The organism is Bifidobacterium hapali (assembly GCF_002259755.1).
GTDB lineage: Bacteria > Actinomycetota > Actinomycetes > Actinomycetales > Bifidobacteriaceae > Bifidobacterium > Bifidobacterium hapali.
In genome coordinates this window covers 1-16,725 of sequence record NZ_MWWY01000043.1, presented here as the reverse complement: position 1 = coordinate 16,725, position 16,725 = coordinate 1, and the positions used below count along the sequence as shown (strand labels likewise).

At 52.0% G+C, this 16,725-nt stretch carries 14 protein-coding genes and 1 pseudogene; 2 read left to right on the top strand and 13 right to left on the bottom strand.

The window, feature by feature from the left end:
* Positions 1-73: 73 nt before the first annotated feature.
* The 4 genes from BHAP_RS09940 to BHAP_RS09925 form a co-directional block, all read right to left on the bottom strand.
* Positions 74-346, bottom strand: a complete 273-nt coding sequence (locus BHAP_RS09940) for a DUF4160 domain-containing protein (protein WP_094730530.1) — start codon at positions 344-346, stop codon at positions 74-76.
* On the bottom strand, positions 339-572 hold the full coding sequence (locus BHAP_RS09935; RefSeq protein WP_094730529.1) for a hypothetical protein: 234 nt from the start codon (positions 570-572) through the stop codon (positions 339-341). The genes BHAP_RS09940 and BHAP_RS09935 overlap by 8 nt, the downstream gene beginning before the upstream one ends.
* Before the next feature lie 97 nt (positions 573-669).
* Positions 670-1,185 carry a GNAT family N-acetyltransferase gene (locus tag BHAP_RS09930; RefSeq protein ID WP_169713213.1) on the bottom strand — a complete coding sequence of 172 codons (516 nt, stop codon included), beginning with the start codon at positions 1,183-1,185 and terminating at the stop codon, positions 670-672.
* A 215-nt stretch (positions 1,186-1,400) separates the two neighbouring features.
* Positions 1,401-3,278 (bottom strand): oleate hydratase, encoded by a 1,878-nt coding sequence (locus tag BHAP_RS09925; RefSeq protein WP_094730528.1) that lies wholly within the window; start codon positions 3,276-3,278, stop codon positions 1,401-1,403.
* 250 nt (positions 3,279-3,528) lie between these two features.
* Here BHAP_RS09925 and BHAP_RS09920 point away from each other — a divergent pair, with 250 nt between their 5' ends.
* Both BHAP_RS09920 and BHAP_RS09915 read left to right on the top strand, forming a co-directional pair.
* Positions 3,529-3,834, top strand: coding sequence for a YhbY family RNA-binding protein (locus BHAP_RS09920; protein ID WP_094730527.1), 306 nt, complete (start codon positions 3,529-3,531; stop codon positions 3,832-3,834).
* Positions 3,835-3,920: 86 nt separating this feature from the next.
* Complete coding sequence (locus BHAP_RS09915) at positions 3,921-5,264, top strand: metal-dependent hydrolase family protein (RefSeq protein WP_094730526.1); 1,344 nt, start codon at positions 3,921-3,923, stop codon at positions 5,262-5,264.
* A gap of 50 nt (positions 5,265-5,314) precedes the next feature.
* Here BHAP_RS09915 and BHAP_RS09910 read toward each other — a convergent pair whose 3' ends face one another.
* The 9 genes and pseudogenes from BHAP_RS09910 to BHAP_RS09870 form a co-directional block, all read right to left on the bottom strand.
* On the bottom strand, positions 5,315-6,205 hold the full coding sequence (locus BHAP_RS09910) for an aldo/keto reductase (RefSeq protein ID WP_420807737.1): 891 nt from the start codon (positions 6,203-6,205) through the stop codon (positions 5,315-5,317).
* Between the two features lie 117 nt (positions 6,206-6,322).
* Positions 6,323-6,721: a DUF4186 domain-containing protein gene (locus BHAP_RS09905; protein ID WP_094730524.1), complete on the bottom strand. Its 399-nt coding sequence runs from the start codon at positions 6,719-6,721 to the stop codon at positions 6,323-6,325.
* Between the two features lie 46 nt (positions 6,722-6,767).
* Positions 6,768-7,736, bottom strand: coding sequence for a family 43 glycosylhydrolase (locus BHAP_RS09900; RefSeq protein WP_094730523.1), 969 nt, complete (start codon positions 7,734-7,736; stop codon positions 6,768-6,770).
* A gap of 56 nt (positions 7,737-7,792) precedes the next feature.
* Positions 7,793-11,380, bottom strand: a complete 3,588-nt coding sequence (gene dnaE / locus BHAP_RS09895) for a DNA polymerase III subunit alpha (protein ID WP_169713212.1) — start codon at positions 11,378-11,380, stop codon at positions 7,793-7,795.
* 58 nt (positions 11,381-11,438) lie between these two features.
* The gene (locus tag BHAP_RS09890) at positions 11,439-12,671 is read right to left on the bottom strand and encodes a DsrE/DsrF/DrsH-like family protein (protein ID WP_244569387.1); all 1,233 of its coding nucleotides are present in this window, start codon (positions 12,669-12,671) and stop codon (positions 11,439-11,441) included.
* Positions 12,672-12,759: 88 nt separating this feature from the next.
* Positions 12,760-13,569 (bottom strand): thiazole biosynthesis adenylyltransferase ThiF, encoded by an 810-nt coding sequence (thiF, locus tag BHAP_RS09885; protein ID WP_094730521.1) that lies wholly within the window; start codon positions 13,567-13,569, stop codon positions 12,760-12,762.
* Between the two features lie 76 nt (positions 13,570-13,645).
* Positions 13,646-15,136 carry an argininosuccinate lyase gene (gene argH, locus BHAP_RS09880; protein WP_094730552.1) on the bottom strand — a complete coding sequence of 497 codons (1,491 nt, stop codon included), beginning with the start codon at positions 15,134-15,136 and terminating at the stop codon, positions 13,646-13,648.
* Positions 15,137-15,299: 163 nt separating this feature from the next.
* Complete coding sequence (locus BHAP_RS09875) at positions 15,300-16,202, bottom strand: Fic family protein (protein WP_244569389.1); 903 nt, start codon at positions 16,200-16,202, stop codon at positions 15,300-15,302.
* A 73-nt stretch (positions 16,203-16,275) separates the two neighbouring features.
* A pseudogene (locus BHAP_RS09870) lies at positions 16,276-16,725 on the bottom strand (integrase catalytic domain-containing protein); the annotation flags it as partial.

The window sequence follows — 16,725 nt, the reverse complement described above, 5'->3', positions numbered from 1 at the left end:
CTATCGCACAATGTTGAGGGGTCTTTCAGCAGGAAACACACCGTTGAAAGACCCCTCAACATTTACCGTTCATTTACCGATCGAAATGAATATCGTCGCCAAATAACCGTTTCCAATCATCTACGACTTCATCAAATCCTCGTACAAGAGCTACTTGTATCAAGCGAATATGTTTAGCCGGGATTTTGCCATGATTATGGGAAAGTGTCACTGTACCATCTGCGTGTAATACGAATCGAGCGAGATCTCTGCGACTACCTTGAGCCACATGCACATGTACGCCATGTTCACGATCCAGCGTACTAAAATACACGCTGTAACCGGCAAGAAAGAACACCTCAGGCATTGGCATATTCTTTGTCGATAGCACGAAAATCATCGATCATCGGCTTCATCTTGCCATACCAATGATGGAGGAAAGACTCTCCATCTTTGCCAAATGTGGAAGATAGAATGTTGCCATGATTGTCCAACGTAGCGGTACGATCAAATCCCAATTCAGAAACGACCATCGTATTATCGTCCCACTGAGTTTTGATGCCATCCACAATAAACACATTATCCTCAGGCACGAGAGCCTCCTTTCACATATATTTATGATAGCCCAATACGCATTGACTGGGGCATCTGAAGACAAGTACATCCGATCAGGATTCAAATGGCTAGATGTTAGAAGGTGAGCCTCATCTGATGCCAGACGACGTCGCCATGCGTCGAATCTGAAATACCTTCATCCACATAGCCGAAGCGCGAATAGAACCCAACGAGTCGTTCTTTGCATGTCAACACCAACCCTTTGCGTCCAGCAGCATGTGCATCCTCAATAACGCGTCGCATGAGCAAACTCGCATATCCATGATGTTGATAGCGTGGCGCAGTGTCCACACCGAAAATCATTTGCCAAGCCCCTTGCAGATTATGTTGTGACGCATCATCGTACATGTCATCTTCAAGGTCACGCCGATCAGTCACAAACCCATTGATAAACGAGATAATCGCACCATTCTCATCACACAGTAGCCAAAAGCACTCAGGATATGCAGCCACTCGCTCGCGAATCGCATCCAGACTTGCTGCCTCAGCCGGAGGGAAACACTCGTTTTCAATTGTTGCAAGCGCTTCCACATCCGCCGATGTCGCATGTCGTATCGTCAAACGTACATCATCACCTGTCGTCTCAGTCATATCACTCATTCATACTGCATCCCCAGCACACACCAGACAGCAGTACCTCTCCATGCCAGCAAAAAACGTACAGCATATCACCAACGTATGTTCGTCAATAAACGAGGTTGCCGGCTGTCATACACGATGTTCGACCGTAAGACTCGGCCGAGCGGCCTGGAGCGTGTCGAACATCGTGTATGACAGCCGGCAACCGGAAACCGGATATTAGAAAATCAGATCACCCCATACTCCTTCAGTAACGCAGCAATATCCGTTCCCTCAAGTTTCTTGAGTACCTTACCGAGCACTGCACGCTCTACAAAGTTGAGCTTCATCGCTGTCACTGGAGCACCATCACGTAACTTGACCGTCGCATTAAGCAGGTTACGCACGTCATACACACTGCCCCACACTTCAGGCACGCCACGGTCCACGTTAAGCAGCGTGTACACTGCTTCCATGCCCGTACGCATCGAGTACTCGGTAGTGAAGATCGTGTCACGCGGCGTCTCGGCAAATTGGCCGAGGAATGCGAAGTTAACAGCGCCATCAGGTACCACGTCAGGCCGATCACCGGCAGCACGCGGCATAAAGAAGGCCGTAATATAGGGCATCATCACCGGTACCGTATTGGCGTGGCGACTGGCGAGCGCTTCGATTTTGTCGGTTGGCACGCCCATGTGGTAGAGCCATTCTTCGCAGATTTCTTCGCCGGTGCATTCGGTCATTGGTTTTTTGATGTAGTTGCCGGGCTTGTCGGGAAATAGTCCGTAGACCCATACGCATAGTTGGTCTTTGGGTTGGTCGCGGAATTGTTGTTGGCGGTTGAGTGTCCAGCTCATGAGCCAGTTGGAGTCGGTGACGGTGACGATGCCGCCGGTGACGACGTGTCCGGTGAATGGGTCGCGTTTGCAGATGCGTTGGATGTATGGCGGGATTTCTTTGTCGAGTGTGGTGACGGTGGCGCTCATCCACTTGGTGGCTTGTGGATCGGAGCAGAACGTGTCGGGGTGGCCGAAGCTCGGGTCTTGTTTGGCGATGCGTCGCCACATGTCCCAGCCTCCGCCGGGTTTGATGTCGGGGTTCCATGCGGCTGGTGAGTGTTGTGAGCCCATAGTGGAGTTTTCGACGCAGCCGCCGTTGGTGATGAATACGTAGTCGTGTTCGGTGAGGTCGATTGAGGTTTTGTCGCCGTCGTGGTTGAGGTCGATGCGTACGGCGATTTTCTTGGTCGGTGTTGAATATGGGTTGCGCTTGAAGACGCCGGAGGTTGCTTGGATTTTGAGGATGGTGTCTTGGCCGACGCCGGTGTGTTCGCGTTTGGGGCCGTCGCCGCCTCCGATAGCGAATTCGACGTTTTCAACTTTGGTGTTGTAGTGGAATTGTACGCCGGCTGTTTCGAGGTATGTGACCATTGGCAGGATCATGGATTCATATTGGTTGTAGCGGGTGAAGCGTAGGGCGCTGAAGTCTGGCAGTCCACCGATGTGGTGAATGTAGCGTTTGATGTACAGTTTCATTTCGAGTGCGGAATGCCAGTTTTCGAAGGCAAACATGGTGCGCCAGTACATCCAGAAGTTGGAGTTTAATACTTCGTCGTCGAAGAAGTCGGTGATTGGTTTGTCGTAGAGTTCTTCGTCGGGGGTGAAAAACAGTTTCATGATTTGCATGGATGCTTTGTCGGATAATCCGAATTTGCCGTTTGTTTCGGCATCTTTACCGAGATCTTTGGTGGCGCGGCAGAGTGAGTAGTTGGGGTCTTCTTTGTTGAGCCAATAGTATTCGTCGAGTACGCTTACGTCGGGCGTTTCGATGGATGGGATGGAGCGGAAGAGGTCCCACATGACTTCGAAGTGGTTGTCCATTTCGCGTCCGCCACGCATGACGTATCCGAGGCCGGGGATGTTGGCTCCGTCGCATGCGCCGCCGGCGATGGAATCTTTTTCGAAGATGTGGATGTTAGTGCCGGGCATTTGTGCATCGCGTACGAGGTAGCATGCTGCTGATAGGGCTGCTAGTCCTGTACCGATGATGTAGGCTGATGCATTGTCAACGCCAGCTGGTTTCTTTGGGCGAGCGAATGCTTCATAGTTGCCGGACGAGTAGTACATGTTCCGCCTCCTTGACGGTGGAGTTGACATTACGTCAACCAATCTTGATAGACATGATGTCGCATTTCAATGTCTCTCGCCATAGACATTAGCCCGTGTTGTGTCGAAAAACAATGGTAATAACCGACATCGTGGCACACCGGTATTCTCATATAAGGCATCCGTACGGTATCAGCCGTAGGAAATAATCGAAACAATAGAGCACGGCGAAACGCTCATGCGAATAACGAGTAACAAGTAGGGAGTCTTTATGGCATTAACGAAGAAGCAGATCAAGCAACTGCGTGCACTGGCCAATCCAATGAATCCTCTCATCCAAATCGGTAAGAACGACATTAATGAGCCGACTGTCAAGCAGGCTGATGAGACGATTGAAAAACGCGAGCTTATCAAATGTGCAGTACTTGATGGCTGCGGTTTGAGTGCGAAGGAAGCTGGTGACGCGTTAGCTGAAGAACTTGGCGCGGAACTCGTGCAGACGATCGGCAATCGTTTCGTCATATACCGTCGTTCGCATCGCGATGATGTTGAGCATATCCAGCTTGTGCACGACTGATCATAGATCATTATCCGCTCGTTTCACGGCCGGCTTCACATTCGCTCAGGAAGCCGGCCTATACTCTGGGTGCAAAGGAGCATCAGATGACGACTATTCAACCGCGAGAATCATTCGCACTCACCCACGCATCGGTCATTATTGGCGATGCAGCCGGCACTACGCTGCCCGATACTACCATCGTTGTCAGTAGTGACGGTCGTATTGAACAAATCTCTCCCAGCACGCAGACAACTATTCCAGAAAGCTACCGAGTACTAGATGCCACGGGTAAAACCGTGATGCCAGGTCTTATTAACGCGCATGTACATTTGTTTTCCGATGGCCGGCCGCTTAACCCGAAGCTAGCTACGCCACGCGGTCAACGTATTACTGCAGCGATTATGCACTCGCCGATCGGCAAACCATACCTTACCGCTCGTGTTACGGCAAACGCACGTACCTTGCTTGCTTCTGGAGTGACCACCATTCGTACACTGGGTGATGTTGGTTATGAAGCAGTTGCGCTGCGTGATCGTATTGCTGATGGGCGAATGATTGGCCCACGTATTCTCGCTTCTGGACCACTGTTAGCGATTCCAGATGGGCATGGTGCTCCGCTGATCGCGTTGACCGGTGAAACACCTGATGACATGGCGCGTAATACGCGTGTCAATCTTGAGCATGGTGTCAATGCGATCAAGATCGCTGCAACTGGTGGCGTGACAGATGCGCAGCGGCTCGGTGAAGCCGGCAGTCCGCAAATGAGTGTTGACCACATGCGGGCAATCTGTGATGTAGCGCATGAGGCTGGTGTGATCGTCGCAGCGCACGCGCAAAGTCCCGAAGGTGTGCGTCGCGCATTGTTAGCTGGCGTTGACACGATCGAGCATGGTAGTGCGCTTGACCCAACCACAGTAGAACTGTTCCGTCATAATCCTCATGCGTTGCGTGGTTGGTCAGCACTGATACCAACATTGTCAGCTGGTTTGCCAATGACGTTGCTTGATCGAGAGACGACCGGTATTACCGACATTCAATTAGCAAACGCGCGCACTGTCGTAGCTGGTATGCTAGCCGGCGTTGACGATGCGCATGACGAAGAGCTTCGAGTAGGTGTTGGCACGGATACAGCAATGACTTTTGTAACCCAGTACAATACGTGGCGTGAGCTTGATTTGCTCGTCAAACGAGCTGGATTTACCGCAGCTGAAGCGATTCATGCAGCTACGCAAGGGAATGCGGAAATTCTCAATATTAACGATGTAACTGGGTCTGTTGAGGTTGGTAAAACTGCGGATCTACTGGTATTAGAAGGTGACCCGTTGCTTGATTTGCGCGTGCTGAAGACACCTACATTGATTATCGCTGATGGACGTCCACTATGGCATCCTACAGTTAAACGGTTCGATGATATGGATGCGCTACTCGATCGTGCGTATCGAGAGTAGCACGAGTAGCGCATCCATATCGATGTTCAATCGTTTATATGCTCGCGTGTTCAGATGTTGCCGCGTACGTGCTGATCTGCCCACGACTGTGAGTGCGTGAACGTTGCCGGGTCCGCACTCACGTTGCCGTGAGGATCGTGCAATGCGTCAATAGCAGCAAGCTCTGCTTCGGTCAGGTCGAAGTTTGCACTAGCGAGGTTTGCTTTCATACGTTCAACATGCTTCGACTTGGGGATAATAATGCGTCCCTCTTGCGTGTGCCAGCGTAGTACGACTTGTGCTGGCGTGACATTATGCGCTTGAGCAGCGGCGACAACAGGCTCAGATTCGATATCTTTGCCGTGACCGAGCGGACTGTATGCTTCAGCGACGATACCGTGCGCCTTGCAGAAGGCAAGATTGCCTGGCTGACTGAAACGCGGATGTACTTCGATTTGGTTGACAGCCGGGGTTTCTCCAGAGTCGTCGATAATACCGCGCAAGTGCTCAGGCAGGAAGTTACTGACAGAGGGCACACGGATTGCTCCTTCATCACGTAGCTTCAACAATGCTTGCCATGTTTCCTTATAGAATCCGGCTGCAGCGAACGGCCAGTGAATAAGATACATGTCGATCACATCAACTTTGAGCTTACGGCGTGATTCATCGAATGCGACCATCGCAGAATCGTAGCCTTGATCACAGTTGCGCAGCTTCGTGGTAACCCATACTTTGCCAGCCATACCGGTAGCTTTGAGCGCGTCACCAACTTGTTCCTCGTTGTAATAGGCGGCCGCAGTATCGATATGACGATAACCAATTTCGAGGGCTTCCTCGACAGCACGCTGTGTATCTTCAGGAGGAATCTGGAACGTACCAAAACCGATTTGTGGAATCACCGAATGCGCTTTGTCGTTGAGCGTAATCTGCGGCGACACCGCCGTGTTTGTATCTTCGCTCATCATTGCCCCTTTCAGCATGACGTGACATATGCAATTATGCGATTCCTATGCTATACCGAATATGGCATACAAAACAACTTTGACATTGTTACTCATCTTACGGATTGCTCAACAAGATCACTGAGCTCCATGAATGACAGGATGTTCAATAAGATCGCGTTCAATCCATGCCATAACCAGATCCGCAAGACGATTAATCTCATCATCACTCAGCGCACGTCCTCGCGGTATATGATGCCATTTCTCGATACAACCACGACAACACGTGGCCGTGGCATGCTGCGCAGTAAAGACCGGGTGACCTCGCCACGGCGTCTGCCGACCGTCGTTATGCGGTTCGGCGCCACCAACCCGCGAGCGCAGTAGTTCGTGGGCGTGGCGGTCGATGGTTGTTTTGCCTTTTGCTCGCGCGTAGGCTCGGTCTTTGTCGTTGAGCGTGAATTTCGCTCGGAATGTTGAGTGTGAGAGGCGTTCGAGGGTGTTATCAATCCATTGTGACTCGGTTTCGTCTATCATGGTTGCGTCTCTATAGCGTGGGATGTGCGCTCTGTGTTGATATGTGTCAGTATAGAGTGATGGTGGGAGCTGCGTTGCGGTCGCATACGATCACATCGTGTTCAACGGATAGTTCTGCCATTTGTACGACGCTGAGCTGGGCTGCAGTCGGGTCGGTTGGCTCTCCGGTAAGTCGTGTTGAACTGTCATCGTGTGCGTATGGATGGCAAAAATATACGATGTAGGCATGCTCGTCACGAGGATTGACCCAGATGTCGGCATGGTGGCCGAAGCCTTGATCACGGTTGCGCGTGCTGGGGTGGTTAAGAATGTCGGGGCAGCGTGTCCAACGATGTATGTCGTGTGTATTCTTCTCGTCGTTATTTTGACGATATACGGCTAGACCATGCCAATAATCTGAGATCATCCAGCGGTATCCGCCGAGATCAAACACGTTCGGTCCTTCTTGATGGCAATCGAAAATCTCTTGTCCTACTACCGTCCAATGTATGAGATCGTCACTGGATGCACGGCAGGTGACGCCGTCAAGATCCTCATCCTTATACCACATGGAGTAACTGCCGTCGGGTTCGCTGGCGATGCACGGGTCAATCACACGATTCGAGTTAAGGTCAATCTCGCCTTCGCATGTCCAATGCCATAAGTTATGCGACGTGTAGTGTAACATGCGCGAGCGTCCACTCCAGTCGGTAGGTACTCCTTGAATCATTGACACGAACATATGGTATGTGCCATTGATTTCGACGACTTCCGGTGCCCAGAACGTGTTCAATCCCGGCTCGATGGCGAGATCGAGCATGCCTCGATACAGCCAGTGAGCGCCATCATAGCTGGATGCAACAGCAATGCTGGTGCCGTGCACCCATGAGACTCCTACCGCATGCGGGTTTGGGCGACGTTGTGTGTAGAACATGTACATTCGTTGTTCGTCATCATTCCAGATCACAGTCGGATCGGTTGGACCTCCCGTAATTGGGTCCTCGTACATCGGTGATGGCACCGTTACCTCAACCATATTGATACCTTTCGCTATTCAAGGAAGACTGATGAAACACTGCCAACCATCAACAGTTATGCTGCTGGTAGGCAGCTGGGGCCGAACAGCATTTTGATATCGACTAGGAGTGACGTGTTGCGATGGACGCGGAATCGGTCGCCGAGGGTGAAAACGGTGGCGTTGCCGTCGTCGTCGAGCATGACGAGGTGTACTTCGCAATATCCCGGATGGTCGTGTAGTACTTGGGCGAGTCGGTTCATGTTTGCTCGGTTCATTGCTGCTTGTGGCAGTGTTAGCACGATCGGTCGCTCATCTTCAGCGTCGAGTGTTGGCACTTGCATTTCTGTAGCGCGTAGGCTGACGGTTTCGTCGCGCACTTCGGCCTGTCCGCGGATTTGTACGATTTGGTCAACTTCGAGTTGTGCGGCTGAGTTTTCGTACACTTTACCGAAGAACATGCATTGGATGGAGCTTTCCATGTCTTCGATAGTGACGATCGCCCACGGGTTGCCTTTTTTGGAGACGCGTCGGTCGACGCCGGTGATGAGGCCGGCGAGGGTGACTTGTTGCCCGTCGCTCATGGTTTTTGCACGGTCGACAAGATGTGCGATGGACATTTCGCGTAGGTTTGCGAGTACGGATTGCATGCCTGAGAGCGGGTGGTCGGATACGTAGAGTCCGAGCATTTCGCGTTCGAAGTTGAGTTTGGTTTTTTTATCCCATTCTTCGATGTCGGGTACGTTGACGGTGGCATCGCCCATTGCTTCTGCTCCCCCATCCTCATCGTCCGCGAATAGGTCGAATTGGCCTTCGGCTTGTTTGCGTTTGATGCCGACGACTGATTCGATTGCTGCTTCGTGGATGGTAAACAGCGCACGACGGTTCGGGTCAATGGAGTCGAATGCACCGGCTTTGATCAACGATTCGATCATGCGCTTGTTGAGGGCGCTTAATGGTACGCGGCGAATAAAGTCCATGAAGTTGACGAATTTGCCGCGTTTGCCGTTGCGTTCAGCGATAATGTCTTTGACTGGGGCATCACCTACGTTACGGATTGCGCCGAGGCCGAAACGTACCACGTCACCGACTGCAGAGTATTCGTACACGGATTCGTTGACGTCTGGGGAGAGTACTTGGATGCCCATGCGTCGCGCTTCACCTAAGTACAGTGCAGTCTTGTCTTTGTTTGTGGAAGCACCTTGTAAGAGTGCTGCCATGAATTCGACTGGATAGTGTGTTTTTAGGTAGGCGGTCCAGTATGAGATCAAACCGTAGGCGGCTGAGTGGGCTTTGTTGAATGCGTAGCCAGAGAACGGAACAAGGATTTCCCAAATTGCTTCCGCAGCCTCTTCTGAATAGCCGTGTTCTTTCATACCAGCAAAGAATGGGACTTTCTCTTTGGCTAGTACTTCGGGCTTTTTCTTACCCATTGCACGACGCAACACGTCAGCTTTACCTAGGGAATAGCCGGCGAGAATACGCGCAGCAGACTGTACCTGCTCCTGATAAATAATCAGACCGTATGTTTCGTCAAGCACCTGCTTCAATGGTTCGTCAAGCTCGGGGTGGATTGGCGTGATTTTCTGCAATCCGTTCTTGCGCTTGGCGTAATTGGTGTGTGATTCCATTGACATTGGGCCCGGACGATAGAGGGCAATAAGAGCGGAAATATCGTTGAAGTTAGTTGGTTTCAGCGTGCGTAGTAGGGAGCGCATGCCGTCACCATCGAGCTGGAAGACGCCGAGCGTGTCGCCACGTGACAAGAGCTCGTAGGTTTCTTTATCGTCAAGTGGAATTTTTGTATAGTCGATACTGCCTTTGCCGTTGAGTTCAACGTTGCGCAGAGTATCTCGAATGGTTGTAAGGTTGGACAGGCCAAGGAAGTCCATCTTGACGAGACCGAGTGTTTCGCACGTGTGGTATTCGAATGTGGTCGTAACCGTACCGTCGACGCGTTCAAGTAGCGGAGACGTGTCGGTGATGGGTTCGGAACCCATGATGGTAGCGCACGCGTGCACACCGGTTTGACGAATCAGTCCTTCGATACCTTTCGCTTCCTCGGTGATGCGTTTGACATCGGGATTGGACTCGTAGAGTTCACGATATTCACGAGCTTCAGCGTAACGTTTCGCTTTGGGATCGAAAATATCGTGCAAGCTGATATCTTTGCCGCCGGTTTCTGCTGGAGGCAGTGCCTTGGTGACAGTGTCGCCCATTGAGAAATCGTATCCCATGATACGAGCGGAATCTTTAAGTGCCTGTTTCGTTTTAATAGTGCCGTAGATCACGCACTGGGCAACCTTATCGTGACCGTACTTGTCGGCCACATATTCGAGGACTTTGGCACGACCATCCGGGTCGAAGTCAACATCGATATCCGGCAGGGAAACTCGTTCAGGGTTAAGGAAACGTTCAAAAATCAGACCATGTTTGATCGGATCAAGTTCGGTAATACCCATCGCGTAAGCGACCATTGCGCCTGCTGCAGAACCTCGACCGGGACCGACCATCACGCCGTGGCTTTTCGCCCAGTTAATATAATCAGCGACGACAAGGAAGTAGCCGCAGAACTGCATCTGGCAGATCACACCGCATTCGTAGTCAGCTTGTTTCAACACATTGATTGGCGGATGCCCGTCATATCGTTTTTCGAGTCCTTCCTCAACTTTCTTGAGGAAGAGTGATGTCTCATCCCAACCTTCTGGGCATGCAAACTGTGGCATGAAGGCGCCATCTTCGTGATCGTCAAACATCACATTGCAACGTTCAGCGATCTCTAACGTGTTATCGCAGGCTTCAGGCAACTCTTTGAACAGTTCACGCATCTGCTCAGCAGATTTAATGTAATAGCCAGAACCGTCGAATTTGAATCGGTCTGGATTGTCAAGTGTGTCACCAGAGTTGATGCATAGCATCGCATCCTGTGCGTCTTTGTCTTCTTCACGCACGTAATGCGAGTCATTCGTGGCGAGTAGTTGCGCGTTCAGACGTTTTGCGATCTCTAATAAGTCTTTCGTAACCTTCGTCTCAATGCTCAGACCGTGGTCCATGAGTTCGATGTAGAAATTGTCACGGCCGAAAATATCTTGGAACTCGCCGGCTGCGCGCAATGCTTCATCAAACTGGCCGAGTCGTAAACGAGTCTGAATAATGCCAGACGGGCAACCAGAGGATGCAATGACGCCTTTTGAATAGGTTGCGAGCACTTCTTTATCCATACGCGGATAGCGCATGACACGGCCTTCAAGGTTAGCGACTGACGATGCTTTCATCAGGCTCACTAAGCCCTCGTCGTTTTCAGCCCACATGGTTAAGTGGGTGATCACACCACCACCAGACACATCATCGGGATTACGCTTGCGTCCCTTCTCGTCCAAGTTTGGGTCCCAATTCGTATCCCAGCTGACACGGGTAGGATCTTGACGTGCGGTTTCCGGCGTCACATACGCTTCAATACCGATAATCGGCTTAATACCAGCATTGACAGCAGTGCTCCACATTTCGTATGCACCGTGCATATTGCCGTGATCCGTAATACCGACAGCTGGCATGCCGAGTTCTTTGACTCGATTGACAAGGTTCGGAATTTTCGACGCGCCATCGAGCAGCGAATAGTGCGTGTGATTGTGCAGATGTACGAAACTCTTCCCCGATTCAGCCATGCGTTCTACCATAGCATGCCCTCGACCCTCGGCCGATCAAACAGGGTCTGTCGACAGCTCAGACAAACAGACTTATATCACTAGTTTCACCCGCGCCAAGGAACGTGCTCACGCCGCCGAGTTCAACCCCGTCAATGAGTTCCTCCTTATGGATACCCATAATGTCCATCGACATTTGGCATGCAACCAAACGCACACCGTGATCAGTAGCTTGCTTCATAAGCTCTTCCAGCGAGGCAACGTTCTTTGATTTCATAATCCAGCGAATCATTTTCGCGCCAATACCGCCCATGTTCATACGGCTCAGGCCGAGTCGCTGCGTGCCGCGTGGCATCATGAAGCCAAACATACGCTCGATAATGGTTTTCGCCACATGCACACGCTTGGGCTTACGTAAAATATTGAGTCCCCAGAACGTGAAGAAAATAGTAACTTTACGACCCATCGCAGCCGCACCGTTGGCCATAATGAATACGGCAATAGTCTTATCAAGATCACCACTGAAGACGACAAATGTCTTATCGTGCAGTACATCGCCACCCGCTTGCGCAGTGGATGCAGGTACTGTACAGGAACCATTCACTGTTGCATTTCCACTCGCACAAGTAACCGGTGTGCCACCGTTAGCTGTTTCAACTGAACCTTTCTCAAGTTCAGCGTGAATAATACCGTGTTCTCCTTCACGCGTAAGACTTACCAGCTTGTTGCCGGTACGTTCAGCCCATACGGCGATATCAGAGCAAAACGCATCTTCAGTAGCATCAACGGTAAGCCTCGTACCAGCTGGTTCAGGGCGTAGTGCGTCAGCGACAGCGACGATTGGCCCGGGACATTTGAGTCCCTTTGCATTAACATGCAGTGTCTTGGGGGCTAGAGGTGCCGGCGTTGACTTTACGACACGATTGTCATCTATTGTGCGCGCCGCATTATCCGCATTACCCACACTAACCGTACTATCCGCATATCCAGCATCACGCAGAGCAGTAAATCCACCGTCAAGATTGATCGCTTCGTAACCGCGATCTGTGAGAATCTCACATACTTGTTCACTCCAGTCGCCCACACGGCAGAATACGACCACCGGCTTGCCGGTCGGTACTGAACTTAAGCGTTGGCCGATCTGGTCGAACGGAATGTTGATCGCATCCTTAACCGGATGCACAATCACTTCATCTGGTTCACGCAAGTCCAACAACGTAACCGTACTGTGATCGAGTGCAGCAAATTGAGCCGGTGTAATGTGCCGGTAGTTGTCGCGCGTATCATCTTCCCCATGCAATGCGATTGCCATGCCACTCCCCCTTGTTTATGTGGTAATCTTACCGTGTTTTTACCGTATCTCGATGTTCGGCGTATCTCATGACTACGATGCGTGCTCGTTAGATCACGCAAGCAGGTTGAATATACCGTTGCGGGTCAAGCGATGTGATTGTCGGATGATCGCCACATACTGCACAATCAGGCACACGCTCCGGTAACGGCACACGTCGCACATTCATCGTCAAAGCGTCTACGGTGAGCATACGTCCAATCAAGGGCTCTCCGACTCCAATAATAAGTTTGAGCGCTTCAGTTGCTTCTAGTGAACCGATCACGCCGACCACCGCACCAAGTACACCAGCTTCTTTGCACGTCGGGACTTCACCAGCCGGAGGCATTTCTTCAAAAATACACCGATAACAAGGTCCTTCGCCAGCAATCACATCCATGACTTGTCCAGTAAACCCAACTACGCCAGCGTGAATGAACGGCTTACCGGCCAGTACACACGCATCGTTGATGAGAAACTTTGTAGCAAAATTATCAGTCGCATCAATCACCAGATCATACGGTTCAATCAGCGCTGCAATAGTATCTGCATCAACGGTTTGATTATAGACGTCAACCTTCACATCCGGATTGAGTGCGCGAATAGTCACAGCAGCAGACTCAGCTTTAGATTGACCAATACGATCAGTAGTATGCACAATCTGACGCTGCAAATTACTGACATCAACCGTATCGCCATCAACGATGCCAATACGACCAACGCCAGCAGCAGCGAGGTACATGGCGACAGGCGAACCAAGTCCGCCCGCACCAATAATCAGTACGCTCGCTGCCAACAGGCGCTTCTGTCCTTTCACACCGACACCGTTGAGTATCAAATGTCGCGCATAACGTTCCAACTGATTATCGTTCATCGCCATGTCGTCCCCCCTGTTACTCGACTGTATCGCGATTCACGTTGCTCACCGCCCGGTTTGACATCATCAGTGGTCGCGATTATTTACGCAACGATTCAGGCGACTTGTATGCCGGGCCATCCGACACAGAATTCGCAAACACGCGCAACGATTCAACCGACGCTTTTGCTGCAGCAATCTGTTCACGTACACGAAGCGGTGACGTGCCGCCCTTGCCGTTGCGAGCAGACACGGAACCTTCCGTAGACAGTACTTCGCGCACCTTCGGCGCGATGTCGGCCGACAGGAAATCCTTGAATACGGTGGCAAAATCGTCGTCAGTCAAATCCCACAACTCTTGACCGCGACCTTCGGCGAGCTTGACGCATGCGCCGGACAGTTCATGCGCATGACGGAACGGCACACCATTCTTAACAAGCCATTCGGCGATGTCGGTGGCGAGCGCGAATCCGGTCGGCGCTTCAGCTTCGAGACGATCATGGTCGAACTGCATGGTAGCGACCATGCCGGTGAACGCAGGCAGCAGCACCTCAAGCGTGTCAACCTGATCGAAAACGGCCTCCTTGTCTTCCTGCAGGTCGCGCGCGTATGCGGTCGGCAGTCCCTTGAGCGTGGCGAGCAGACCGGTCAGATCGCCAATGAGGCGGCCGGACTTGCCTCGTGCAAGCTCAGCAATATCCGGATTCTTCTTCTGCGGCATGATCGAAGAGCCGGTCGAATACGCGTCATCGAGTCGCACGAATGCAAACTCCTGCGTGTTCCAGATAATGATCTCCTCGCTCAGGCGGCTGATGTCAACACCGGTCATGGCTGCGATAAACGCAAATTCAGCAACGAGATCACGCGATGCAGTGCCGTCAATGGAATTAGCAGTCACATTAGTGAAACCAAGCTCACGCGCGACTGCAACCGGTTCAAGACCGAGCGTGTTACCCGCGAGTGCGCCAGAACCGTATGGGGATGCGTCGATACGTTTGTCCCAGTCGGCAAAACGTTCAACATCGCGTAACAACGGCCATACGTGTGCCATAAGCTGGTGTGCGAGCAGGACTGGCTGAGCGTGCTGCATGTGGGTGCGTCCTGGCATAACCGTGCGACCTGCGGCGAGGGACTGTTCAATGAGTGCGGAAGCGAGTGCGAGCAGAAGGCGTGCGATCACGCGGCTGTGACGACGTAGCCACATGCGAATCAGGCAGGCGATCTGATCGTTGCGAGAGCGGCCTGCGCGCAGTTTGCCGCCGAGTTCGTCTCCGGCGATATCGATGAGACCGCGTTCCAGCGCGGTGGCTTCGTCCTCGTCGTCTTCGATCGGGGCGAACGCACCGGAGTCAACGCGGCGCTGAAGTTCGTCGAGCGCGCTTTCCATGCGAGTCAGTTCATCCGGCGTAAGCAGTCCTGCGCGACCAAGTGCGCGCGCATGTGCACGTGAACCGGCAATATCATCGTCCGCCAGACGCCAGTCAAACTGGGTGGACTTGCTCAAGGCAGCCAATTCCGGCGACGGACCGGACGTGAAACGTCCGCCCCACAGGGCGAGGTGTTCGGTATTCTGCTCGGACTGTTCAGCCATACTGCATGTCTCCTTGAAATGTTCACTGGTATTTGAACGCTCATCAGTCAGTGCAACACTATCAGTGTCCATGACCATTCGTGCATTCATTGTCCGCAACAAGATCGGCAATCATCAGTTTTATTACATATGTTGCGAACGATCTTGCCGCACGTATCGTAATTTAATCTGATGGTGGTATGAATCCCGCTCCGAGAACGAATCGTTCAGATGGCACACGACGGTACATGTCATGTTCATCCCAGCGTTCGCGTATATAAGGGTTAACAGCCGGATTCGCAGCATATCTCTGTTCCATATCATGTCGATTATGCCATTCATCAACGTATGTGTAGTCAACACGATCTGTTGCCATCATGTCGATAAGTTGGCGGCAGTAATCGCGTTCAGACAACAAAGTATCAATAAGATACCCCGGCTCTGTAGGAAATTGTGAAAGACCACGAATATAGAATGCCCGGTTCTTATCTCGAATCAGTGGTGGCACTGTGCCGATGCGCATCAGTTCTTTAAATAAAACGAGACGGCCGACGCGACCATTGTCATCTGAAAATGGGTGTGTTGTCTCGAACATCCAATGCGCATGAGCAATGGCATATGGCTCATCTACCAGTTGCGCGAACTCGTGAAATACTATGGGCATTGCCTGTGGCACATCGGCAGGTAAAACCGTATGTATACCTTGGATAGCGTTAATAACGTTAGGAAGTATTTTCCATCCGCCTACGTTACGGTCAGGATCTGTTTCTTGACGAGTACCACGTTTCAGAATCGCATGAAGCGTGCACACGAATCTCTTGTCAACTGGATCGTCCACATGATCAAGCATCCAATCAAATGCACGAAAATGGTTCGTTGTCTCAATAACATCGTCCGCACGAATGAGATCGTTCCCATTTTGCGGTAATAATTCTCCCGTGTCATACAACTGTGCCGTCTGCTCAGGCGTCAGCGTAGAACCTTCCATATGATTCGAGTTATATGCAAACGCAAGTTGCATGTTGTAATACAAGCCATGAGACAATTTCTGATCACGTTCATGTCTAAGCCACTCATCTAACTTCATAGTCACGAGGTGCCTCATTTGAAAGTGAGCGCGTAATCCGGAGTGGTGCCTCACTTAGGGTGAGCGCGAAATCCTAGTCCTTATCGGCTGGTGGGGTTTCGTTGTCTTCCGGTTCGACGCCCGCGATCCGGGCGAGCGTCTTGTTCAAGTATGCCATGTCCGGGCCCGAGCGTCTGGCCAGCCGCGCGGTGCGCGGGGCGGCCATGTCCTCGAGCCGGTCTTGGATGTCGTGGATGCGGCGGACGAGTTCGGCGGGGTTCACGGTCGCGAGCGTGCGTTCGATCTCCTCGCGCTTGTCGTCGGGGATGAAGCCGGGGCCGCCCGCGGCCCTATCTTGGTCGTCGAACTCCTTGAGCCGCTCCCATGGTGTGCGCGGCCTGTCGTAGACGCGGCGGGGGCGTCCGTCCCGTGTGCTTTCGCGCGCGATGGGTTTCTTGGACGGGGTGAACAGGTTGGCCTTGACACGCACCAGTTCCCACAGCTCGTTGAGCAGGTCGAGCTCGTCGGCGGTGTACCGGTAGTA